The sequence below is a fragment of the Paenibacillus etheri genome (assembly GCF_001012825.1).
GTDB lineage: Bacteria > Bacillota > Bacilli > Paenibacillales > Paenibacillaceae > Paenibacillus_AQ > Paenibacillus_AQ etheri.
This window is the reverse complement of the sequence record NZ_LCZJ02000037.1, coordinates 520,199-544,805: the sequence shown is the minus strand read 5'-3', so window position 1 is coordinate 544,805 and position 24,607 is coordinate 520,199. Positions and strand designations below refer to the sequence as shown.

Annotated in this window: 18 protein-coding genes and 5 pseudogenes; 9 read left to right on the top strand and 14 right to left on the bottom strand. The window is 45.1% G+C overall.

The features are described from left to right. Positions 1 to 252 precede the first annotated feature (252 nt). Positions 253 to 558: pseudogene (locus UQ64_RS25950) on the bottom strand (RidA family protein); the annotation flags it as partial. A 10-nt stretch (positions 559 to 568) separates the two neighbouring features. On the opposite strand from UQ64_RS25950, the pseudogene UQ64_RS30435 reads away from it, so the two are divergent. Then, positions 569 to 766, top strand: a pseudogene (locus tag UQ64_RS30435) (response regulator transcription factor); the annotation flags it as partial. A gap of 127 nt (positions 767 to 893) precedes the next feature. Here the strand turns inward: UQ64_RS30435 and UQ64_RS25945 are convergent. Continuing rightward, positions 894 to 2,885: a serine hydrolase domain-containing protein gene (locus UQ64_RS25945; protein ID WP_060626254.1), complete on the bottom strand. Its 1,992-nt coding sequence runs from the start codon at positions 2,883 to 2,885 to the stop codon at positions 894 to 896. Between the two features lie 340 nt (positions 2,886 to 3,225). Further along, positions 3,226 to 3,468, bottom strand: coding sequence for a hypothetical protein (locus tag UQ64_RS25940; protein ID WP_060626253.1), 243 nt, complete (start codon positions 3,466 to 3,468; stop codon positions 3,226 to 3,228). Positions 3,469 to 3,650: 182 nt separating this feature from the next. On the opposite strand from UQ64_RS25940, the gene UQ64_RS25935 reads away from it, so the two are divergent. Continuing rightward, positions 3,651 to 4,532 carry an AraC family transcriptional regulator gene (locus UQ64_RS25935; RefSeq protein ID WP_156417674.1) on the top strand — a complete coding sequence of 294 codons (882 nt, stop codon included), beginning with the start codon at positions 3,651 to 3,653 and terminating at the stop codon, positions 4,530 to 4,532. 285 nt (positions 4,533 to 4,817) lie between these two features. Here UQ64_RS25935 and UQ64_RS25930 read toward each other — a convergent pair whose 3' ends face one another. Both UQ64_RS25930 and UQ64_RS32420 read right to left on the bottom strand, forming a co-directional pair. Further along, positions 4,818 to 5,747: an AraC family transcriptional regulator gene (locus tag UQ64_RS25930; RefSeq protein WP_060626252.1), complete on the bottom strand. Its 930-nt coding sequence runs from the start codon at positions 5,745 to 5,747 to the stop codon at positions 4,818 to 4,820. Between the two features lie 175 nt (positions 5,748 to 5,922). Continuing rightward, positions 5,923 to 6,168 (bottom strand): hypothetical protein, encoded by a 246-nt coding sequence (locus UQ64_RS32420; RefSeq protein WP_245238255.1) that lies wholly within the window; start codon positions 6,166 to 6,168, stop codon positions 5,923 to 5,925. Here UQ64_RS32420 and UQ64_RS25925 point away from each other — a divergent pair. The 6 genes from UQ64_RS25925 to UQ64_RS25900 all read left to right on the top strand — a co-directional run bounded on the left by UQ64_RS25925 (position 6,086) and on the right by UQ64_RS25900 (position 14,948). Then, positions 6,086 to 7,018: a serine hydrolase domain-containing protein gene (locus UQ64_RS25925; protein ID WP_342447616.1), complete on the top strand. Its 933-nt coding sequence runs from the start codon at positions 6,086 to 6,088 to the stop codon at positions 7,016 to 7,018. The two genes, UQ64_RS32420 and UQ64_RS25925, sit on opposite strands and share 83 nt — an antisense overlap. A 326-nt stretch (positions 7,019 to 7,344) precedes the next feature. Then, the gene (locus UQ64_RS25920; protein ID WP_060626250.1) at positions 7,345 to 7,653 is read left to right on the top strand and encodes a hypothetical protein; all 309 of its coding nucleotides are present in this window, start codon (positions 7,345 to 7,347) and stop codon (positions 7,651 to 7,653) included. A gap of 81 nt (positions 7,654 to 7,734) precedes the next feature. After that, positions 7,735 to 8,409 carry an HAD family hydrolase gene (locus UQ64_RS25915; protein ID WP_060626249.1) on the top strand — a complete coding sequence of 225 codons (675 nt, stop codon included), beginning with the start codon at positions 7,735 to 7,737 and terminating at the stop codon, positions 8,407 to 8,409. Between the two features lie 349 nt (positions 8,410 to 8,758). Then, positions 8,759 to 11,665, top strand: coding sequence for a response regulator (locus tag UQ64_RS25910; protein WP_060626248.1), 2,907 nt, complete (start codon positions 8,759 to 8,761; stop codon positions 11,663 to 11,665). Between the two features lie 166 nt (positions 11,666 to 11,831). Further along, positions 11,832 to 12,542 (top strand): response regulator transcription factor, encoded by a 711-nt coding sequence (locus UQ64_RS25905; RefSeq protein ID WP_060626247.1) that lies wholly within the window; start codon positions 11,832 to 11,834, stop codon positions 12,540 to 12,542. Positions 12,543 to 12,968: 426 nt separating this feature from the next. After that, a complete protein-coding gene (locus UQ64_RS25900) occupies positions 12,969 to 14,948 on the top strand; it encodes a methyl-accepting chemotaxis protein (RefSeq protein WP_060626246.1) in 1,980 nt (659 codons plus the stop codon). A 283-nt stretch (positions 14,949 to 15,231) separates the two neighbouring features. Here UQ64_RS25900 and UQ64_RS25895 read toward each other — a convergent pair whose 3' ends face one another. Further along, positions 15,232 to 16,977 (bottom strand): methyl-accepting chemotaxis protein, encoded by a 1,746-nt coding sequence (locus UQ64_RS25895; protein ID WP_060626245.1) that lies wholly within the window; start codon positions 16,975 to 16,977, stop codon positions 15,232 to 15,234. Positions 16,978 to 17,380: 403 nt separating this feature from the next. Here UQ64_RS25895 and UQ64_RS33015 point away from each other — a divergent pair. Next, positions 17,381 to 17,779, top strand: a pseudogene (locus UQ64_RS33015) (NAD(P)H-dependent oxidoreductase); the annotation flags it as partial. 124 nt (positions 17,780 to 17,903) lie between these two features. Here the strand turns inward: UQ64_RS33015 and UQ64_RS30420 are convergent. The 8 genes and pseudogenes from UQ64_RS30420 to UQ64_RS25860 form a co-directional block, all read right to left on the bottom strand. After that, positions 17,904 to 18,086, bottom strand: a pseudogene (locus UQ64_RS30420) (hypothetical protein); the annotation flags it as partial. A gap of 149 nt (positions 18,087 to 18,235) precedes the next feature. Further along, on the bottom strand, positions 18,236 to 19,060 hold the full coding sequence (locus UQ64_RS25885) for an HAD family hydrolase (protein WP_167348526.1): 825 nt from the start codon (positions 19,058 to 19,060) through the stop codon (positions 18,236 to 18,238). Beyond that, the gene (locus UQ64_RS32410; protein WP_245238237.1) at positions 19,014 to 19,880 is read right to left on the bottom strand and encodes a 5'-nucleotidase C-terminal domain-containing protein; all 867 of its coding nucleotides are present in this window, start codon (positions 19,878 to 19,880) and stop codon (positions 19,014 to 19,016) included. Before UQ64_RS32410 ends, UQ64_RS25885 begins: the two co-directional genes overlap by 47 nt. Before the next feature lie 90 nt (positions 19,881 to 19,970). After that, a pseudogene (locus UQ64_RS33010) lies at positions 19,971 to 20,543 on the bottom strand (bifunctional UDP-sugar hydrolase/5'-nucleotidase); the annotation flags it as partial. A gap of 34 nt (positions 20,544 to 20,577) precedes the next feature. Beyond that, positions 20,578 to 21,174 (bottom strand): glycerol-3-phosphate responsive antiterminator, encoded by a 597-nt coding sequence (locus UQ64_RS25875; protein ID WP_060626242.1) that lies wholly within the window; start codon positions 21,172 to 21,174, stop codon positions 20,578 to 20,580. Further along, entirely contained in the window at positions 21,152 to 22,405 is a 1,254-nt protein-coding gene (locus UQ64_RS25870) for an MFS transporter (RefSeq protein WP_060626241.1), read from the bottom strand. The genes UQ64_RS25875 and UQ64_RS25870 overlap by 23 nt, the downstream gene beginning before the upstream one ends. A 3-nt stretch (positions 22,406 to 22,408) precedes the next feature. Further along, on the bottom strand, positions 22,409 to 23,761 hold the full coding sequence (locus UQ64_RS25865) for an ABC transporter substrate-binding protein (protein WP_060626240.1): 1,353 nt from the start codon (positions 23,759 to 23,761) through the stop codon (positions 22,409 to 22,411). Positions 23,762 to 23,781: 20 nt separating this feature from the next. Beyond that, the gene (locus UQ64_RS25860) at positions 23,782 to 24,597 is read right to left on the bottom strand and encodes a carbohydrate ABC transporter permease (protein ID WP_245238232.1); all 816 of its coding nucleotides are present in this window, start codon (positions 24,595 to 24,597) and stop codon (positions 23,782 to 23,784) included. Between the last annotated feature and the right edge of the window lie 10 nt (positions 24,598 to 24,607).

Sequence of the window (24,607 nt, the reverse complement as noted above, 5' to 3'; positions counted from 1 at the left end):
CTCCTTTCGCATTTGCCGATAGCCCCGTTAAGCTGAACCATATCACAAGTAGGGGCAAGTTTTTTGAAGAAAAACTCGCAGGAGCCTGTATTTTCAGCATGTCAATCATAGGAGCGGGGTAGACCACGCTCCGGTCAGAACGATGTGTAAAACAGGCGTCTGTGGGATTTTCGTGCTACAAAATGATGATGTACCTCGACAGGACCTTTACTGTGAATCACCTGAACTATGTTTTACAGTGTATACTTTTAATTAATCTACATAGGCTACTGCTCTGATCTCGATCCATTGCTCGGGGAAGGCCAGGTAAGTGACGCCGATAAGGCTGCCAGCGGGTCGGTGTTGATCTCCCAGGTACTCCTTGAATAGCTCGATAACTGTTTCTCCATGCTCTTGCGCATTGGTTAGGTATACCTCGGCATACGCTAAGTTGGCTTTGGTGATACCGAATTCTGCTAGTACGCGATCTAGATTATCCAATGTCTGACGGGTTTGGCTCTCGATATCGCCGACCCCGACAAATTCACCCGTTGCATTGTAAGAGAATTGACCCGAGATAATAGGAGCCGCCTATGACTTAACGCTACGGGAGATTGAGGTACTGAGGTTCGTGTCGAAAGGTCTACGATATAAAACGATTGCCTCCAAATTGTATTTATCCGATGGTACGGTTAGAAACTATGCATCATCGGCCTACAGGAAGTTGGGAGTTCACAACCGGGAAGATGCGGTGCAAAAAGCACTAGAGGCCGGGCTCCTGGAATAATCTTTATCGCTCGGTATAGAATGCCATTGGACACGGCAATAACTAAAAACAAGCAGCAGCATAGGCAGCCGCTTGTTTCTTACTGTATAAGCCCTTTAATTTGGCTAGGGTTCTTGAATCGGATCAATTAGTGACTGATGGGTAAAGTATAGTAATTAAATGCTTGATCCAATAAGGCACTAGCTTCTTGACGTTTCAAAAGTTCTTTTGAACGGAAGTTCACGGAGCCATCAGATTTAATCTTCGTATCCGGGTCCATGATCCCTTGGGATACAAGCACTTTGATGGCTTCTACTGCCCAAGCATCCGTTTTTCCACTCAGTTTAACCTTCGTGCTAGGCTCTACCTGTCTCAGGTTTTGGATCATTACCGCTGCCATTTGTCTAGTGATCGGAGAATTAGGCTGAAAATTAGGCAGTCCGGCTACCATCTGCTTCTTATTGGGTTCAAGCATGAAAGGCTGTTTATCCCACCCATGGGCGCGAAGTAGCACTTCTGAGAATTCAGCTTGAGTCATCGTTCCTTTTGGATCAAAGATATGGGAAGACTTCCCGGTCATGACTTTTAAAGCGTTGAGATTGTTAATATATGGTTTATACTGACTATTCGCAGGTACATCAGAGAATGGTGAATCAACGTTAACTTTCTCTGTCATTGAAGCTGCCTCTGGTAGAGTCGTAACATACATATATGCAATTTTGCCAGCTGCGGTTTTGTTAAACGTCACTTTATTACCTGATTCATCTTCGAACAATGAAGGGCTGATCATTTTCAGCGTATGCTTACCTGAAGGTGATTCCGAAACTAAGTGCCCGTTCGAATAAGAAACCTTATATCTAAAACTATTCATACGAATGTTTTCATATAATCCGACATACGCTTTGGCTTGCTGCTCACTGAGTGCCGAATAGGTTGGCTTTGAAACCTCTTTCTTTTTTGGATAATAGTGATTCATAAGCGCTTGATACACGTCAATGCTAAACATGGGGTTGTCATCATTGTTGGTCATATAAAAGGCTACATTTTTCTCAGGCAGAATAACAATCAGGGATGATTGCCCTGTAACATTCCCTCCTTTTAGAATCACATGTTGACCATTCATCATCTCAGGGAAGTAGCCTTCGAACCCGATTGTTGTAATAGGAATCGTTTTATCAGCAAAATACTGGTATGTGTGCATTTGCTCTATGCTTTTTTGGCTCAGAATTTCTTTGCCATCATACTTTCCTTTGTTCAGATGCATTAAGAGATACTTCGCCATGTCATCTGCTGTTGAGATCATACCACCTTCAGGTTTTTCTGTAGGCATAGTTCCATCCATAGGGATCTTCTCACCCTTCGGTCCATAGTGAGCAGACATTCTGCCTAGTAGTTCAGGCGTAATCCGCACACTCGTTGAGGTCATGCCTAACGGGTTGAAAATGTTTTTCTCCATATACTTCGAATAGGGCATTCCCGAGGCGTTCTCTACCGCATACCCCGCTAGCAAAAACCCAAAATTGTCATAAACGTAAGCTTCTCCCGGAGGCCTCACAACCGTTGACATATGTGATTTGAGAAAATCCTTTATTAGATATTCTTTATTAACATATTCCGTTGAATAATACGAAGCGATATCGTCATTTTCAAATCCGGTTGAATAGGTAAGCAGATCATACATGGTCAGCTTTTTCTCCGTTTTATTCGGAATCTTCAATCCTCCTAAGTACTTTTGAATGTCGCCATGTAAATCGATTTTCACCTTATCGACCATCTGCATAGCAGCCAAGGCCGTGAATTGCTTGGTAACAGAGCCGATCTGGAAAACGGTGTCTTTATCAACGGGAATCTTCTTTTCTTTGTCGGCATAACCGTAACCTTTGCTTACTAACACTTTCCCATCGGCTACGAGCGAGAAATTAGTACCGACTATGTTATGCTTCTTCATCAGGTCCTTAAAAATGCTATTTGCAAATGCTTCTACTTCCTTGGCATCGCGGGGCCCCTCCAAGCTAGAATTTACAGGTGCATTAGTTGTGGACATTGTTGCGGCAGCTGCCTGGCTGCTAGGTGGGATAATTGTGGTCGTTGCCATAGCGGATAATAGTAGAGCCGCGACGGTGCGAGTCTTTTTGTTCATAAATGGTCTCTCCTCGAAATGTATTTGCCTCATAACGGCTAAACCGAGTATGGCAAAGGACTTGTCATATCAACAAGTTTCATTTCGTCATCCATCATGCCAAGACACCTCAAAGTGTCATATGATATTTAGGCACTAGGATTTATGACCACAAAAGAATTAAGATTCTCAAAAACGGTCGAATAACCATTTCTTTGCCTAGAACCATTAGAGACGGAGCGTGATCATCATCGCCTTATTACAGGACATCATTATAGAACACGGGTACATCTCCATTTTCTTCTGTTTGGCACTTGGTATTATTGGTTTGCCTGTGCCTGATGAAATCCACATTCGCCCACTACATCGACGAGCCGACCGGCTTCATCAGATCACCCTCCTCGCTGTATCGCTTGAGCAATCCACCGAGCAGAGTGCTAATTTTTGTTTTAGGATCTTCGATCTCGCGATACCTCTCCGAGCTCTGATCCAGTAGTTGGAGCTGAGATTCGCCGCGATTTCTTGAACGGTACCGCTCATAGCCTTTCTCCTTAAACAACTGGATCCTATTAAATTGCCTATTTATTATGTTGATTGTTATCATCCTCTTACGATGATGTGATAATTCTCTTTATTCTGAATGCCAGATCCAGATTTCGCTCTATAGATGTTACGGTGAACCGTATCACAAGTAGCGGTAAGTTTTTCAGATAAAACGAAGCACTTTCGAACAGGAATCCCTTCAGCCGTTCTTCTAGACTGAATAATGAAAGGAGATGAGAGCGAGTGGAAACGCTTCGGTTGCTTCGGCAGGCGATTGATTACGTAGAAGAGAATTTGCAATCGAATATTGAGATCGACGATATCGCAAGGTCCGCAATGACTTCGAAGTACCATTTTCAGCGGATATTCCATGCCTTGACGGGCTTTACGGTGACCGAATATATGCGTAACCGAAGGCTCACGCTTGCGGCGGAAGATCTGGCAGGATCGGATAGTAAGGTCATTGATATTGCGCTGAAATATGGTTACGAGAGTCCTGAAGCATTTGCCAAAGCATTTCAACGGATACATGGCGTAACACCACTTGCGGCAAAGAAAAAGAATGTGAAGCTCAAAGCGTTCCCTCGAATCTCCTTTCAAATTCAGATTAAAGGAGAAACAGAAATGAACTATCGCATTGTCGAGGAAAAGGCTTCAACAGCAATCGGCAAGGTCGTCATCATCAAGAAGGACCCTTTCACGGAGATACCGGCTTTCGTGGAGGTAATTTGGAAGAATGGCACACATGACCGGATTAACGAGACTGTTGGCAGGCCTGTAGGTTCTCTGTTAAACGGATATTACTTTGATTTCAGCGAGGATGGTACTAAGAGCTATATGACGGGTGTCGAGTTGCCAGAAGGAAGAGGAGTACCGGATGGGTTGAACATCCTTCAGATTCCTAATCAAAGCTACGCGGTGTTCGATAGTCGAGAATCGATTCCAGACGACATGGAGATCGGGTTAGAAATCCTAAACGTCTGGAAACCAATTTATTCGGAGTGGTTCCCATCCTCGGATTTTGAACAAGTTGAAGGACCATGTATGGAGAAGTACTATTGGGCAAATGATGATCACACCGAATCGATTTGCGAAGTATGGATCCCGGTTAGAAGAAAGTCGTAATTTAATTTTAGGCCGCCATTATGGCGGTCTTCATTATATAAAAGATACTTGCCGTTACAGACAGCGCGGTGAACCGTACCACAAATAGGACGAACAGTTTGACGTGATGTCCTTGCTGGCAGTGGAACGAGAGGGCGTTCAGCTAACGAGAAAGTTCAAATAAAAATCTATGTAAAATGATGTGAGACAATTTATTCAGGAGTGATGAGATGTCAAATATCGTAAAGCAAATATCGATGATATTGATAAATTGATAGATTTAAGAAAAAAGATGTGTCTGATACTTCAGAAGCCGGCTTCATCTAGTTTGATCGGGATGCCGAATTCCATTTCGCACTGTCCCTCCGGATGGTGAAGGGAGTTGGGGAAGTAAATCTCCAGGGCCGGACGTGAAACGTCCCATATATACGGGCTTAGGGGAAGCCGCTCGATGGAGACCAGGTGCAGCAGATCTTTCGCCATATCCGGTCTGTCTGTCATCCGCACAATGGCGTACTTGCCTCCAGGAATCGTCCGGATGCCCAGATCGCCAGTCGGTGTCATCCGTTGCTCCGTTGTAATGCAAGCGTCATACCTGTGTCTGCCGTCCGGCGTGATGAAAGGGTCGTCGAGGATGAGTCCGACCGTCAAGCTTCCTTTTTTCAGTGCTTCTCTCGCGTCCAACCACGAGGCTACCCGCTCAAAGAGCCCTGTAATGTCCGGATTGATTTTTCCTTCATTGATGGTTCCCCTATACCGGGCGTAGATCGCATTCATTGGAGCAAGGTTCCGAATCTCGATCGGGAGTTCCGCTAGCTTGCGGGACAGTTCGGTGGACTTTTCAAAGGTGAGTCGGGCCCTGAACCGTTCCGCAATCGTCTGGAGAGGAAACCTGTCCCGGCATTCGGAAGCGCTCAGCCCGGTATGTTCGCGGAACACTCTGCAAAAGTGGGCCGGGGTTTGCAGACCACAATCCAAGGCGATATCAGTTATGCTCCGGTTCGGGTGGAACAACAGTAGCTTGATTGCCTTCTCGACGCGGATCCGCTGGATAAACCCGTGCACGTTCTCGCCCATCACCGCTTTGAACACCCGATGGAAGTGAAAGGGGGAGAAGGCGCCCACTTCCGACACTTCTTTAAGGGTTAATGGATCCGTAAGATGCTCTTCCATGTAGTTGACGACATGGTTGACCCGGTACCGGTATTCCAATTCCAAGGCTTTGGCTGCCACCATCCGTTTCACCGCCCTCCCTTATTTCCATTATTGATTCAATCCTATCTCTATTATAGCAAGAATTGTTAATCGGGTAGCAAGAAATTGGAAGACGATCCGCGCCCATTACACTACCATAAGGGGAGATAGAAGAATAACCTTAAAGGGTGTGTTCATGTATGACCGAAATATTCCGTTATGCCAAGCTGGCCATGTTGGCAGGGGCAGCTAGCCTGATCCTTACCACGTCCGCTTGCTCTTCCGAAAAGTCCTTAGCCCCTGTGTCGTCCCCCAGCAACTCCAAGGTAATCAACTTGCCCAACGGGGAGTGGCCAATCGGCACTCCTGAGCAGGTTGAGATGGATCCCAAAGAAGTCGAAGAAGTGATGCAATATGCCAAGAAATCACCAGTTCTCTCCATGCTTGTTGTTAAGGACGGCACAATCGTCTCCGAGTATTACAAGGACGGCATGTCGGATTCCAAGCTGGCTGTAAACTCGATCACCAAGAGCGTGACATCGCTCTTAATCGGGATAGCTATCGACAAAGGTTATCTGAAAGGAATAAATGAGCCGATAGAGCCTTTTTTTCCCGAATATAAGGAGTTGTTCGATTCACCCGATAAGAGATCCATTACATTAGAGCACTTGCTCAGCATGACAAGTGGCTTGCATTTTCCGGAATGGACTGAGTGGAATTATATGCTCCGGCCTATGACGGAGACCAAGGACTGGAACCAATTTGTACTCAGCCAATCGATGGATTCCAGGCCAGGTGAAGTATGGAACTACAACACAGGTGGTTCCCAATTACTGGCGGCGATTCTCAGGAAAACGACGGGGCAATCCGAACTCGATTTTGCCAAGGAGCATCTGTTGGGTCCTCTCGGCATTGATAGCGTGAAGTGGCCCCGTTCACCGGACGATTCGAATTCAGGGGGCTTCGGCCTAAAGATGAAGCCAAGGGATCTGGCCAAGATTGGCCAACTGGTGCTTAACCGTGGCGTGTGGGATGGCAAGCGCATCGTCTCGGAAGCATGGATCCGAGAATCGACCTCTCGGCATTCGGAGGGAAATGTGTTCTTCGGCGAATATGGCCACCATTGGTGGATGGATCAGTACAGCGGGCACAAGGTAGTTTTCGGTATGGGTTATGCCGGCCAATATCTGACCATCGTACCCGACCTAGATCTAGTGATCGTCGTGAACTCGGCTACCACCGGGAATCCCCAGGATACCACTCTTCCCATCCGGTTTATCGAGAGCTTGGTCAAAGCGGTGAAGAACAAATAGAGGACATAGTCCTAGCCTGCCAGTGTTTTGTTGAACTATCGTTCCCTCTTAGCGTAATAAATTTTAATCAATCAATCAATAGAGTTTCATGCAGAGTAACTTCACTGCGAATAAGGAATCGAGCATTTACACCTGCCAATCCATTTGGAGATGAAGAATGTGCCATGGTTTCCTGAATGTATTCCTTTGTAGATACCATCGGCTGCCAGCTTACCTTTATCTATGAAATGGAACAACGGGTCATGAGTGAGAACTAGGATCGGTTTGCTTGGAACGATGTTTTCGAATGCGTTACCAATACACTTCGGGGAAGACTGGAGGAACGAATGTGCAAAGTAGACGAAGTGTTGATATGGATTCCAAATAGTGGAAGAGTATTGAATTTCAATAAGTCATGGGTGATTGAGCATATTCGAAGCCCCCCCTTTTACATACCGGAATTGGCTTTTATCGCATACGCCAATCATGAGCTGGCTGGTTACTTGATGTTCAGCAAGTTGATCATTCGGGAGAACGGGATCCCCCCAACAGTATTTGTATGCGGACATACGGATTTCTATCAAGAGATTGGTTTTGTTCCGCATGTGGGAGTAGTAGGGGGGAAAAAGAAGAAGCGGTATTGGCATATGAGTTAATTGATGGAGCATTATCCGGAATTAGCGGGCAGATGGAACCTTTTGAGCTTCTAAATGACAGTTTGAAAGAGGTGAGCCGTAATGAATAATTTTAAAGTCATCAGTCTGGATATGTTTCAAACCTTGGTCAATTTGGATAACCGGACATTAAAAATGTGGGAGGAGATTCTGGGGGATCCATATAATATAGTGACTGCACAGAAGCACCAGTCTATGCTGCTTGCTCATTATTTTGATATTGCGTCACGTATCCGAACTGAACAGACATTTGTACTGACGAAAGAAATTTACAGAGAATGTTTTGAACGGGTTTTTGCCGAGTTAAATATGACGTATGATAGTTCCGCTGCAGTAAGTATATTGGTGCATGAACATACACAAGCGGAATTTTACAAGGAGACCCTGGATTTTATTGAATATATTACTGCTAAATATGAGGTTTGTATTGTAAGCGATACGGACGAAGATATGCTGCCGCCATTTTACGGGGAGTATAGGATTCGTCTCTTTGCTTCGGAATCCTATAAATCATACAAGAACGACCACAACAATCTGATGTTTCAGGAGATTATCAAGATGTACGGAGTAGAACCTGGGCAAATTCTCCATATTGGTGATACCCCTTCGGATATTCTGGGTGCACAGAGAGCGGGGATTCAGGCCTGCTGGATCAATAGAAAACAGCAACCTTGGAACCAGGAGCAGGCTCCGGACTATACAGTCCATACCCTGGATGAACTAACAGATATTCTATAAATGAGAGGGTGTAGGATTTGCAGAGACTATGATTTGAAATCACTAGTGCGTTTACACGATCATCCAACAAGGTTTTTCATCTCACCCCTGCAGCCTAACAAAAGGTTCCCCGACCTATTCCGTTGGCTATTCGTCAGGAGTTATTCTCGCCTTATCATTATTTGATCAAGGAGCGAGATAAGATGAATAAGGTACATTTGTAACCGGCAGAGATCAAAGTGGAGTTCATTCCAGCGCAAAAAGGAGTCTATCCGTAAATGAGATAGACCTTTAGTAATAAAGAGTAGTGCTCCTTGGCACATCATAGTATTCTTACACTTTGAAGCATGCACAAATAAAGGGGTAAATCATGAAAATTTTTGAAGAAAATTATGCGAAAAAGTTGACTTATTTGATGTTAATTACGATTGTTATAGCCTTTGTCCTAACGGGAAACATTGTATTGTCACAAACAAACAAGATAATAAAGGATGAAATTGAGAGCAAGCTAACATTACAAAGTAAAGCTCTGGCAGATCAGATGAATGCTTTTTTTATGCAAAAAGGAGCTATGGTTCGGCAAATGAGTACGAACCGTACGATCATTAAGTATTTGAAAACGGCACCATCAAGAAGTGACGTACGTACCAACACTAATTATAAAGATGTGTCCTCAGAATTGGATGCAATTAAGGCGTTGGATAACAATGTGGAATTTGTATGGGTTGTGAGCAAAACAGCAAACTCTTTAATTGGAAGTGAAGGTGCAGTAGCAACGTCGGACTGGAACACTCAGGAACGTCCATGGTTTAAAGATGATCTGAGTTCAGAAGAGGTCACCTTTACAGAGCCGTACATAGATTATATAACGGGAAGGCTTGTCACTAGTGCTATTCTGAAAATCGTAGAAAACGAAGTCGTACTTGGCTTTATAGCTGTTGATCTATTGTTGGATGACATTCCGAGTATCATGGAAGCTTACCCAATCGGTCAAACCGGGTATACCATTTTACTTTCAAAGAATGGCACAATTATGTATCACCCCAGACAAGAGCTGGTTGGTAAGGACAAACTTTCGGAACAACCAGGTGGTCTGGACAATATAGGCGGAGAGATGATTGCTGGCGAGAAAGGGTTACAAATTGCTACTGTTAACGATCACAAAGAATACATAGGATACGCCCCTGTAGCTTACTCTGGTTGGTCGGTTGCAACTGCACTGCCTACTAGTGAAGCGTTAAAACAATTAAATAATGCTCAAAGACTATCCCTTATCATAAATGTGATTTCTGTATGTATTGTTGTAAGTTTGCTGTATTTATTACTAAATTACATGTTGAATGGGCAAAGACGGATACAGGCGGAGCTGGTACAAGCAAAAGAAGAAGCTGAAGAGGCTAACAAGGCAAAGACACATTTTCTTGCCAGGATGAGCCATGAGATTCGGACTCCAATGAATGGGATTATCGGCTTGTCAGAGTTAATGCAAAAAACAAAAATGACGGTTAAGCAACAAGACTATCAAGGGAAAATTTATACTTCGTCCCATGTATTATTGCGATTAATTAATGGAATTCTGGACTTTTCCAAGATAGAAGCAGGGAAGCTGGATATAGAGAAAGTGGCCTTTTATCCCGAGGAGATTGTACGACGGCTATCTGATATGTTAGGAATTTATTTGGGGACAAAGCAGTTGGAAATTATTATCGAGACTGAATCTGAAATACCCATGGAATTGATTGGGGACCCGCATCGTCTTGAGCAAGTATTGCTGAATTTGTGCAGCAACGCGATCAAATTTACGGAACGTGGATTTGTTTCTCTAAGCATAACGGTGGAATATCAGCTACAGCATGAGATGTTCCTACGTTTTGTTGTTGAAGATACAGGGGTCGGATTGACGGCAGAACAGATACTCACTCTATTTGAACCCTTTACACAAGCAGATGATTCAACGAGTAGAAGGTATGGGGGAACAGGGCTTGGGCTGGTGATCTCACAAAATCTGATTAAGATGATGGGTGGTAGATTAGATGCTTCTAGTGAATTAGGCAAGGGAAGTGTTTTTTCATTTACTCTACCTTTTGAAATATCATCAAATCAGAGAGGGAATAACCTCTATCTGAATCAAGGATATGGGGATCTGCCAGTCTTGATCGTAGAGGATCATGAGAGGATGCGGAATAATCTAGCTACTATAGTGAAATCCTTGGACTTATCTCCGACATGCTTGACTGGTTGGCAGGAGGCAATCCATCACTTGGAGCAGCAAGCGGGAGAAATTACATATAGCTTTATCTTTCTCGATATGGAAGCGGAGGATATGTATGGAGTAGAGACCTTAAGTCGTCTGGCAGCACTTATACGGGGGAGCAATAGTATAACTATTGCAATGACGACAGAATACGGAAGGGATGAATTAGCGAGGATTGAAAAGGCAGTACAGCCTAATGCGGTCTTGATAAAACCGATCAATCGAATTGATTTATTTAGGTCTCTTCAAGCGGCTTTTGAGCAAAAAAAAGAGTCGTATTTTGTAACTAACCAGCTTGTGCACAAGGATGATTTTCTTATCAGCGGTTATAAAGGAAAGATACTCTTAGCAGAGGATCATGAGATTAATCAACAAGTAGCAGTGGAATTGTTACAAGACCATGGATTTTCGGTCACGATTGCTAGGAATGGGCATGAAGTATTGAAAAATCTGGATGGAACAAGATGGGATCTCATCTTAATGGACGTTCATATGCCAGAGATGGATGGTTGTGAGGCGGCTTTGCATGTTCGCCAGGATAAACGGTATAAAAGCCTACCCATCGTGGCGATGACAGCAAGCGTCGTCAAAGAGGAGCACAACAATTGCTATCGCGTAGGGATGAAAGGTGTGCTTACTAAGCCAATTGATCCTAAAGTACTGAAAGATATGCTAAGCGAATATGTCCCACTACCCTACCTAGATATTCCCAAAGCTATGGAGCGACTGGAAGGGAAAATACCAATTTATCACCATATGCTTAAAACGTTTGCGTGGGAATATGTAAGTTTTGTTGATCAACTTCAAGAAACGATACGAACGGGGGATTACTCTACTGCTAAACGGATGATTCATACACTAAGCGGAGTTGCGGGGAATCTTTCAGCGGAAAGACTTTTTTTAGCTTCTAAACAGTTTGAAGAAAAGCTTAACAACTCAATAGATTTGAAAAGGTATCAAGAATATATGAAGGAGCTTCGGCAACAATTAAATGATGTGTTAGCTCTAGTACATAAAATTTAAGATTAGCAGACAAAATCCCTAACATTTCCCTGAATAAATGCTTATAATAAAGTATAAATATCTGATTATTCGACAAAATGTGAGGAGAATTCTAGGAGAGTATTAAGAAATATTTTCTAGTAAATCGGTTATTAATATTGTTTCTCTGGGAAAAGTGAGGGATGTTATGTACAAAATATTAATAATAGAAGACGATCAGATTATGGGTGAAATGTTAGCGATGTATTTGTCTGAAGAGGGGTTTGATGTACAGACGGCTGACAACGGCCGCAAAGGGATTGATTTGGCTAAAGAGTTCTCACCCGATGTTATCCTCTTGGATATGATGTTACCAGATACAAGCGGAATTGAATTATGTAATGAATTACGCAGTTTTTCAACCGTACCTATCTTGGTCGATTCAATGAAAACAGAAGTATCCGAACGAGTGGATGCTTTATTGGCAGGTGCAGATGATTACATTTGCAAACCATTTAGTATGAGAGAATTAACAGCGAAAATCGGTGCGATGATTAGACGAACTCATTTTTATCAGTCTACATCAGAGGTCAAGGATGAGATTGCAACGACGCTAAGTTGTAATGGCGAAGCGATTATGCTTGATGTCGAGAAAAGAGCGATCTACGTGAATAGTTTCTTTGTTGAAACAACCTTTTCTGAATTTGAGATTATGCGATTGTTTATTACTAATGAAGAAAAGGTCTTTAGTAGAGAAGAGTTACTCAATGAATTACGGGGGTTTGATTCGTTTGTTACAGAGAGAGCAATGGACGTTCATATTGCTAATTTGCGCAAAAAAGTCGAGATTAATCCTAAAGAACCGAAATATATTAAAACGGTTTGGGGCATAGGATATAAATTTGTCTCCAAAGGATAGAAGAGTGAGGAAAAAGCATCATCCTATGTGATGATGCTTTTTTGCGTTTGTTTATGTAAAAATTCATACTTTTCTGAAAGTTACTCATCAACTCTTTTAATGTCTTCTATCTATAATATATCACATAGGTGTTTAACGCATGAAGGGTGAAAAATGTCATTAAAGATAGTGAGGTTAAACAGAATTAAGAAAGAATTGAAATATGCAGGATGAATACATACTTTACAGCGATTAGCCCACCAGAGGATTAGGATTGCTTAGACGATTTTGGAATGCAATACCTCGCTTCAATACATAACGATTCTTCCGCTGCTGTATCATTTGCAGCAATGGGAATGCGACTGTGTTCAGGGATACCTATGCCGCTTTGTGAAAGATATACCGTCTTTTTTTGGCAAATTTAAATGAGAATGGAGAAGGAAATTTATGTTTAAGTGGTTGAGAGGGCTCAAAGGAACGTTAAGGGCAAAGTTAATTGGTTCGTTTGCTATGGTTCTACTAGTACCAAGTATATTCATTGGCGTACTTTCATATCAGAGTGCCAAAGGGCAAGTGGAACATGAAATCCTTAGTAGCGCGGAGGACACGGTTCATTTTCTAAATAATACGATTGATCAGCTGGTTAGTCCTAAAATTCATCATATAACGTATCTCGCGAAAAGCCTGGAAGCACGGGAGGAGACACCAAGCCAACTGGAGCTAGTACAACTCCAGCTTGAGCAATATCAAAATCTTCAAACAGATGTTTTGTTCACCTATTTTGGATCGAAAACGGGCAGGTATATCGCGACTCCAGCTAGTCAATTGCCTGAAGGATTCGACCCGAGAAAACGAGATTGGTATCAACAAGCAATGGCTAGTAAAGGCCAAGTTGTCTTTACGAATCCTTATGAAGATGCCAGTTCGAAAGAGGTTGTCGTTACTATCGCAGCGGCATTAGCTGATGGATCGGGTGTTATTGGAATGGATCTTAGCCTTGAGAAGCTTCGTGAAGTGACTGGGAAATATACAATTGGCGAACAAGGATTTGCTTATATCGTAGACAAGACGGGTAAAATTATTGTTCATCCGCAATTAAGTAATGGTGTAGAAGCAAAAGGTAGTGTTTATGATCCTTTATTTAAGCAGGAGACAGGTCAGTTTGAATATACAGAGAATGGGGAGGGGAAGCGAACCATTTTTGAAACAAGTAAACTAACAGGTTGGAAGCTAGCGGGTACAATGATGTACTCAGAAATAGAACAAGAAGTCCAACCTATCTTTAACACAACACTACTGGTCGTCGTGATTTCCTTATTGTTAGGAGCAGCTCTGATCATATTTATAATTGCTTCCATTATGAAGCCGCTTCAAGCTTTGATGGGAGTCACAGAAAAGATCAGTACAGGTAATCTGTCTGAGCGGGTCATCATTAAGAATAAAGATGAGTTTGGGCAACTAGGTATTCGATTTAATCTGATGATAGATTCACTTTCCACTCTAATTATGGGGGTTCATCAAACGGTAGACCACTTAGCTTCATCCTCGGAAGAGTTGAAGGCCGGTGCGAAGCAAACGAGTCAGGCAGCCGAGCATATCGCTGAATCTGTACAGGAAGTAGCTATAAGTGCAGAAACGCAGGTTAAAAGTGTTCTGGAGAGTGAACAATCCATTGAGCAATTCTCTGTGGGAGTCCTGCAAGTATCGAACAATGCTCAGAATGTAGCATCTACTGCTGCTCATACGTCTGAGTTAGCAGAACAAGGAAGCGTATCCCTGGAAACTGCTGTTCAACAGATGGACAGAATTCATAATACGATCACTCATGTTTCCGAAGTGATACAAGTATTAGGGGTTCGTTCAGAGGAGATTGGTGAAATTGCAGGGGACATTACAAACATTGCTCAACAAACGAATCTACTTGCCTTAAATGCGGCGATTGAGGCTGCTAGAGCAGGGGAACATGGCCGAGGATTTGCCGTCGTTGCAGATGAAGTGAGGAAGCTGGCCGAGCAATCATCTCATTCCGCAGCCAAAGTTATTAAACTGATTGATACGATTCAAGATGAGACGAATCAAGCGGTGGTCTCGATTGATCTGGGGACAAAGGAAGTTATGACTGGGATGGAAGTTGTGCATACGGCCGAGCAGTCATTTGATAGAATTAAATATTCTATCCAAGATTTGAATGGACAAATACAGGAAGTGTCCGCAGCCTCTCAACAAATGTCTGCTAGTACTGAACAATTGTTAAGTACTTCAATCCTGATTAAGGAAGCTTCCGTGAAGACAGCAGCTGGAGCAGAAGAAATTTCTGGAGCTAGTGAGCAGCAGTTGGCTGCAATGGAGGAGATTGCTTCATCTGCTACCTCACTCTCTTCCGTGGCAGAAGAGTTGAAAGAAATGGTTAGCAAATTTCATCTGTAGAAAGATGGGATAAGAGCTAGATTGTGCTGAGATAAAAGGCCATCCACTAGGATGGTCTTTTCCATGAGCGATGATATTCCAAATTAATGGGATAATGAACCTGAGTGGCTCATCAATTTGAGAGGGAGATTGGTAGAAAGATTAAAGGAACTTTGTGACGAATGAATAGAAATCCTGTTATAAAAGCTAATTCAAAAATACAAAACAGTAGCCGCACAACTTTGGATGAGAATCCTATAAGCTGTGCGGCTATATTTATGCGATCAATCTTCATAGAGTTTTCTTAAACTTTATACGTACTAATCATCTCTTTTAGTTTTTGCGAAGCATCAGATAAATCAGAGACTAAGTGCTTCATTACATCAGAGGAGGCGCTAATCTGCTGTGCCGATGCCGATACTTCCTCTATCCCCGCAGCATTTTCTTCAGATATAGTAGCGACTTCCTCGAATGAAACTTTAAACTGGCCTTCTTTATTGGACATTAGTACTAAATGTGTTGCCATGGAGTTAACTAACTCATACATATTGGATATAACCTGCGATATATCTTGGAAGGCATCTTCTGTCTTAAGTATATTAACTCGTCCTTCATCAACTAACTCTAAGCCTACGTTAAGGACTTTTACCATATTATCCGAACTGTTATGAATATTACTCACAATACTAGTTATCCCATTTACTGAGTCAGACACTTGTTCTGATAGTTTTCTGACTTCACTCGCAACAACGGCAAACCCTCTTCCGTGTTCACCTGCTCTTGCTGCTTCTATTGCGGCATTTAAGGCTAGTAAGTTGGTTTGTTCGGAAATACTACGTATCAATGTAACAAGTGTCTCCACTTCGCTATTTTGGGATTCTAAAGTTTGCACTTCGATTACTGATTGGGAGACAATGCTATGTATTTCTTCCATCTTCACGATAAAGGAGTTCAATAATTGAATTCCCATTTGGGTATTATTTAAGACTACATCCGTAGACTGTTTGATCTCGTGGCCTTGTTTATTTGTAGCCATAATAATATCCGTAAGCTCATTGATATCTTCTGAAAGGTTAGATGCTAAGTTGGCTTGTGATTCTGCACCAGATGCCATTTCATCCATTGTTATAGATACCTGGCTTGTTCCCTCATTTACTTCATCAGAAATGATATTTAAATTTGTACTTTGTTGATTTAACGTTGAAGATACTTCATGTATCTTTATTATCATATCGCTTAAAGATACAGTCATTCCAGTAAATGACTTGTAGAGTTGGCCTATCTCATCTGACGAATTAATTCTATTATTTTGAATTAATGTCTTAGCCACTACAAGATCACCCATAGCGACAGCATTGGATACTTTCGTCAAATTAGTAAGGGGATTAAGTTTCCTTCCCAGAAAATAATAGACGATGATGAGAATAATAATATTAAGCAAGATAAAAATACTTATAATGATTGGAAAAGATTGTGAAATAACATCCCTCGTAACGGATTTGACAGCATTAGCGTCTATATCAATCGCAAGAATTCCCATAACCTGCCCATCGTCATCTTTAATGGGTGCAAAGACCGACATCATCTCACCATATTTCGGATCTTCTACAATTTTAGTACTGCTAGTCTTACCTAGTAGTACTGGGGACACAATTTCATGGCTAATACTCTCTTCTTCTCCAATGGGACTGGCTTCTGCAATACTAGGTGCTCCCTCTATCATAACTTGAATGGTGTCATCATTCAGTGCCAATGTATATACGTAACGAGCTCCTATTTTTTCCCTAAAGTCATTTAATTGAATCTGAATCTGCTTGTATGAGTCATTCACCTCGGGATGATCAAGAAAAGATTGATAGACATCGGGATCAATTGCAGAAGCTATTCTTTCAGCGTTGTCTATTCCGGTCACGGTTAGCGTTTGCTTAATAGAGTTAGAGGCATTCAAATACAAAGTAAATAAACTTACGGTGATCAAAGATGTGATTAACATAAACAGCATTAGAATTAATGATGTTTTTAAAGATTTATTCTTTGGGATTTTTATCACAATCGTTCACCTCATGTCTGATTATAAGAAAACATAAAATATCTACAAAATAAGTATAAAGTATTAATCTTCTCACATAGTTGCTTCTCGCTTAATTTTCTCAGTTCACGGCTCGTGTTGGGCATGGACATCAGCATACGTTCACTCTGATTTCACTGGTGGTTACAGGTTGACTGACTGCAATGTATTCAAGGATTTTAATGTTGAAGAGGTGTATCGCTTCGGATTTCGTATCTTTGGTTATCTCACTGGTTACTTGATGAAGTAGCCGTGAAATTCTTGTCCATAAAATCACCTCTATATGAAACGATAGCAAAATGATTATCATAATACAATTATCTTTTTAAAACTAAATTCAAGTTATGCATTTTAGAGGAAGTCATTCGCGATAGCCAGGAGAATACTTAAGGTACAGGATTTATATGACGTGGGCTTTAATCCGATCCTAGTGTTTTATAAACAGAAACGTAGAAGAGATATGCATAGTGACCCGGACTTTGCTAGGAACAGGGAACAGCTGATTTGGGCTGATATAATTGTCTTTGTATATCCGATTTGGTGGGGACGTCCACCGGCTATGCTGATGGGATATATAGATCAGATGTTTTTTTTTCGGTGTTGCGTACAAGGAAACGGGCAAAATGTTACCAGAGGGACTTCTTAAGGGGCAAAGCACTGCTTAATTTTGTTAGGGATCAAAAAGGTGAAGTTCTTTGAGTTTGGTAATATGGAGAGTCCAAAGGGGGAACATAAGGAGAAATTGAACAAGATCAATCGCTATTTCAAAACAGTGGAGCAGTAAAGGTTGATGTGGATGGACTGGTGTACCCTGCCACGTCTCTGATTAATGAAAATAACGAAGGCGGCGGTAACACCGAATAGGTGACTTCGGCCGTCTTCGTTTGTGCATATGAACAATCCCAAATCATCCCTATTAATTGGAATAGCCCAATTTCTTTGCTACGGCGTTTAATAAAGATCGTATTGGCATAGAAAATAAAGATGGAAACAATAGCGACAAGGAAGATGGAGGCGGTCTTTATTGAAGCGTCTCCTTTAACCGACCCCTTTGTTTGGTCCATGGCGGGGTCATATTGTACCGTGACGAATTTGCCCCGCTTCGAGCGCACGCAAGGGCTTCGCGCATCTTTTCATTTGCCTTCGTTTTTTCGTTAACCGTCGTTATATCATCATGAGACGTAACATTTACCTATATTGGACCGTACCGCAGGATCAACTTAAACTGAACTTATCTTGCTTACCCTTCGCTATCCTGCAGCCACTGTTCCAGCTTCATCGCGACGCCATCCTCGTCGTTGCTCGCCGTAGTATCCGTCGCAATGGAAGCCAGCTCAGGAATGGCGTTGTGCATAGCAACCGAATGACCGCAATATCGGAACATCGCCATGTCGTTATAGTCATCGCCGAACGATCCGATCTCCCCGCTGGATAATCCATGCCTAAGCGCGATTCCTTCAACGCCGGACGCCTTGCTGATCGTTCTTGGAGCCATCTCCACACAAGGTGCGCTGGACAGCCTGTATACATTCAGCTCGTTTTGGAAGGTTTCGGACAAATTATCCATATCATAAACGCGAGGCAGAAGCATCTTGGACGGCTGCAGCTCCCGAATGGACTGTTCCGATAAAATAATGGGGTCCAATTGATCAGCGGGCCCTAGGAAATATGCTTTTTCCTCCTCGTAGAGCGGACGGTTGGCATGCCAGCGGTCGGCCACCTCCCATATACAAATGCCATCCGCATGATGGTTCAGTACATGCCGATGGAACCGATACGCTGTATCGTTAGAGATGGGCCGCTCTACACGCCAGTCACCCCCGGTATTGACCACAACTGCTCCATTGTTATAGATGAAATAGTCCGCTACCGCCAATTGCGGAAATAACGGGAGCACCAGCCGCGGTGGTCTTCCAGTCGCTATGATGATGATGCCGCCGCTAGCGCTGTATGCTCGAAGCGCTAGCTCGGTGCGCGCCGACAAGGTTCCGTCTGAACGCAGCAGCGTCCCATCCATATCAAAGGCCGCCGCCTTGGGCTTCTTCCTCGTTAAGTGAATCGACATCCACATTCCCCCCTATAATCTCCCAGTTTGACGTATAATCGATCCGCAGCATGCACTGTGAGCCGGCGTTACTCTCCAACAGCCGAGCAAGCGGCTCCTCAATCCCGTACAGCCTCTTCATTCTACGAAGCATGGGATACCGGGAAGCCTGCCCGGCCAAGTAGTCGGTCATCACAATCGTAAAGGAATCGGCATGCCATACCGCTTGTCCCTGATAGTGACATGCACGAAGACGCGATCCAATGGGCCGCGACAAATCGATCGTGTACCGAACGCCTTCAAACATGATGAACTGGTACAGCAGAAGCTGTGGCTTAAGCCAATCGGCGTGCGGCTCCTGCGATTTGTCATCATACCAGGAGGCGCTGACTTCCAGAGCAGAGAGCAGCTCCGCGCCCTTTATTTCAAACACGCTGAGAGAATCCATATACGGAAATATCCGCTGGATGTCCCCTCGCGTCAATTGTCCCGATGAAAGCTTCAACTGCTTCTCGCCCGCATAGGCTACAGCAGACAGCTGCGCGCGGCTCTCCTTCAACTGCACCCGGTGCATCCACTCCACAATGGGATGCTCGCTGCACGTCAAGTCGTGCCAATCATGGAGCTGGAAGCGCGAATCGCACAGACATAACACCTTGCCAAGCCCCGCTTCTGCTCTGTCGCGGACCTTTAGCACTTCTGCCACTACCTCCGCAGACTCCTCTTGCCCGGTTATATCCGTAATCCGTCCTTCCGACACCATCTCTTTCGAATCTTCCCCAGTCAAAAATGTAAGTGTAACTTCCCCTATGTCGGTACCGTGTGAGCCAGGCTGCAGCATCAGCGTCTTCCCCTCCCGCCGAACAAAGCGGTCATGCTGATGGCCCGTCAGCAGCACATCGATTCCTTCCACTTCGCGCGCCATGCGAAGCGCGGCATTCTCTTGATCCGGCGCGCCTTCCCGCTCCACTCCGCCGTGATAGCATACAACGATAGCATCAACGTTGGAACGAATATGATCTACGATTGCCTTGACCGTCAATACTTCGTCATGCCACTCCCAGCCCTCCAGCCGATCCGGGTATTGCCATGCCGGAACCCGCGTCGTAACGCCGATGAAAGCGATCCGCCTAGCTCCGAATTCCGCGATATGACAAGACTCCGCCAGCCTTTTCCCCGAACGATGGCGAACATTGGCGGCCAACCACACGCAGGAGGATGACGCGATGACACCCTTCAAATAAGGAATGCCGTAGTCAAAATCATGATTGCCGGGCACCGCCATATCCACTCCGCTTGCCCGAAGCAGATTACCAACCATCTCCGCTCCGCATTCTCCTTCATTCTGAGCGACATGACTCGCAAGCGGCGTGCCTTGCAGCAAGTCGCCATTGTCGATCATCCATACATGCTTATGTGAATTCCTAATGTTCGCGGCATATTGGGCGGCGCAAGCGAGCGACCCGTCCGACTGACCGTCAGCGCGCGTCCAATGCCCATGCATATCGCTGGTGTACAGCAATGTAATGGTATCATCGTTATGGGGCATGGTGTTCCTGCTCCAGCATCTTCCATTCAATCGACCAGAGCTCTGATTGGCTGGTCGACACCGCACAAGCGCCAGCTTCATATAGCTTCCCGACTTCCTCAGGCAACGTAATGAGTCCGCTCGCGATAATGGGCACATCGTATTGCTCGGACAGCTCGCGGACGTTCTTCGGCAAGTTGCCTGGAGCGATGTTAATGGCGTCCGGCTGCAAACCGTTAATCACCTTGTCGCTTAGCTCAAGTGAATAGCTATCGAGTAGGAACATCGTTAATATGCCGAATACGCCGAGTCTCTTCGCTTCTTTGACCACATGAGCCTTGTTGCTCACAATTCCACAGACGGCGACCTCATTCAGCAGAAATTGAACGGCTTCCTTATCCTGTGACAATCCGCGGATCATATCGAAATAGACGAATAAGCGCATGCCGCTTTTTTCCGCTTGCTTGCTGTACACCTTTAATTCGCTCAACGATGATCGAACCAGAAACACATTACTCACGCCCATGCGCTCGGCTCTCGCCATATCCAGCTCTGTCTTGACCGCCGCAATAACCGTAAAAGGGCTAAACAGATGATGTAATTTCATTGGCCACTCTCCTATCGATAGATTGAATACGCAGCACCCCGAACAATGCCGCTGTAAATAAAAGAAACAAACCCGTTACCACCATAATGGCGTGGCTGAACGAGGCGGACTGCTGCAGCGCACCAATAAGCCAGGTGGAGCAAGCTCCTCCCGCGAAGCCGCAAGCAAAAAACAAGCCCATGCGCGAAGCTGCAAGCTCTCCCCAATAATGAACAGCCAGCGCAGTCATGGTAGGAAAAATCATCGCAATCGCTATTAAAAACACCGCGTATCCGAAAGCGCCAAGCACGCCCGGGACAAAGCTTCCCCATATCAGGCACAGGATAGCAAGCGTCGCACATCGGATGAGAACGCCGCTGTAGCCCCATCGCTTCACGCTGCGGCTGACACCAAGCCGCAGCGCCGTTAAGCCGGCAAACGCGACCGAGTACAGCAGCGTTGCAAGGGAGGGCTCTAAGCCATATTGTTGGAGGAGCAAGGGGCGATACCACACCGTAAGGCCAACCTCCGCTCCAACATAACAAAAGTACAGAAGTCCGAAGCAGGCAAGCGGCAGAACGGAACCGCTATTAATCCGTTGCACAGGCGGAGCCTCGCCCTTAGTCTTCCCCGCGAGCTCGTTCCTCCCGGGCTTGCTCCCCACGCTTGGCCAGGCAAGCCTACTCCCGGCAAAGGCGAGCAGCGCGCCGAATACGGCAAAAGCGAACAGGATCAGCGGCCAAGTCACAGCAGCCTGCGCAGTGGACTTCCCGCTTACGGTCAACTCAAGCGCAAGCGGTCCAATCATAAAGCCGCAGCCCATCATAAAATGTAGCCGTCCCAGCAATTGTCCCGCTCGCTCCGGTGAAGCGAGCGGCAGCGCTACGTTGCACACCATACCGACGATTCCGTTGGCATAACCCGTCATAAGGAACAGTCCGCACCATGCTGCTGCAGAAGAAGCGGACAGCAGTGCCAATAGGGCCATGCCTGCTGCAAAGATCACTTGATGTATACTAAAGGCTCTCTGCCATCCCCACAATGCCGTTACACGGCCGGCAAGCACATTGGCCCCCAGCAATCCAGCGGAGCTAAACGCAAAGATTAGCCCGCTAGTTTGCGCGTCAAACTGGTATTCGTTCAGAAAGAAGTCCGGCAAAAAACCTTTCATGGACTCCATCATTCCAGTAACCAGCATCGACAAGCCTGTTAGAAGAGGCAGCGCCCAACCAATCGCAGCTGAACGCTTCACCTGTTACCACCCCAGTACCTTTTTGATTTCGGCGGCGGCCTTATCGAGCGCTTCATCGCCAGTCATGTCGCCGGAGAAAGAGCCCTGAATATGATCAAGCAAGGTCCGCGTCGCGCGTGTGCCCGCATCGCCCGGCCAGTTGAACCATGGCACAATATCTTGCGCTTGCTTATAAGTAGCGGCCGCCTTCGGGTTTTCCTTCAAGTAATCGGCCATCAGCTCTTCGCGAGCGCTATTGCGCACGGTCATATACCCCATCTTCTGCGCCAGCAGAGACGAGCTTTCCGGCGAAGTCGCGTACTTCACGAAGTCCCATGCCGCGGCTTCCTTCTCTTCGCTGCCTTGGAACACATACAGTCCCGCTCCGCCAGCAGGCAAGCGGCGAGGCGTTTGTTCACCCTCCCAAGTTGGAAGCAGCATAATGCCCAGTTTGAAGGAAGAGTTCTTCGACAAATTCGCTAAATTGCCCGTAGTAGCTACCAGCATGGATAGGTCGCCGCTTTGGAAAGCTTCCGCCGCTTGCGTGCCGTTCATCATTGGAATCGACTTATCCTTTTGCATCATATCCAGCCAGTAACGAAGAACTTCTTTGCCGGTCTCGTCATTGAACTGAACATCCTTATCCTTAACGGATGCGTAGCTTCCGCCTTTGCTTTCAAGAAGTGTCTGGAACATCCATGTATCAAAGTCCATCTGGAAGTAGACTCCGCCGCGGTCTGGCGCTACCGCCGCAAGCTGCTTCGCCCAGCCGCGTACTTGCTCCCAGCTTTCAGGCTGCTCCACAACCGGAATGCCCGCTTTCTCAAAGTGATCCAGGTTGACATAAATCAAAGGCGTACTGACGAGAAACGGCAGAGACTGCTGTTTGCCATCTGCGTCTTGTCCTAGCTTAAGCATTTGAGCCGTGTAGTCTTCGGTCGAATACCCTTCCTTGTTAATAAAGGTATGCATCGGGCGGATTGGCATCCGGGTGGACATAAACTCCCCGTTTGCGTAGCTGCCAATCGCGACCTCTGGAAGCTGCTTGGACACCGCCAGCGTTTGAAGCTTCTCCAGCAGTCCGTCATAGAAGCCCTGCGTCTGCTCGGCCTTTACAATGACCTTGTTCTGGGAAGCGTTATAACGATCCACCATTTCTTTAATCGCCTCGCCCTGCGTTCCACCAAATACATGCATAAATTTGATCTCTACCGCTTTCTCCGTCTTGTCCTCTTTATTAGAAGAGGCTTCTGTTCCTGCCGGCGAAGCCGAAGGCGCAGCATTGTTCCCAGAATCGGCGTTCCCTTGTCCGCAGCCAACCAAAATCCACATTAACGCTACTACCATCATTACATTCAAGCCGATACGTTTTTTCATTTCTATTCCTCCTGAAGTTCTTATTTAATCCCGCTTTGCAATGAACTTTCTGTAAAGTAGCGCTGCGCCAGTACGTATATTCCGATAACAGGCAGCACAGACAAAGTGGCAGCCGCCATCGTCGGCACCCATTCGATATAGCTGTCGTTACGGAATTGGACGATAGCCACCGTCAGCGTCATTTTCATTTCATCGTTCAAAATGAGAAAAGGCCAATAATAATCATTCCAGTTGTTAACAAATTGAATGAGTCCAACACCAAACAAGGTAGGCACCGAGGCCCTTAAATAAATGTGATACAAGGTTTGGACGGAATGGCAGCCGTCCACTCTCGAAGCCTCCTCGAGTTCTCGTGGAATAGCCATAAAGAATTGGCGGAGTACAAAAATCGCGTACGCGCTTGCGATATGAGGTATGATCACCCCCTTATATGAATTGACCCAATCAAATGAGTTGACGACCAAATATACCGGCAGCATAATAGCCTGCGGGGGAATCATCATCGTGCACAAGACGAAGAAAAATAAGGTTTCGCGTCCTCTGAATCGGTATCTGGCGAAGGCGTACGCGGCCAATACGCCGAGCATCAACTGACCCGCCGTCAATACGCTCGTCAACAGCACGCTGTTCATAAACCAGTGGGCTAACGGCGCCTGCTGGAACACTTGCAGGTAACCCTCAAGACTAAAGCTTGTCGGAATGAGAAACGCCACGCGCCGGAAAGGATCGGAGCTTGGGGACAAGGATACCGTCAGCATCCAGATGAACGGCACCAGCACCACCAGTACGGATAACAGCAGAAATACATTCAACAACAGATGATTTCGTAACTTCAAGTTGTCAATC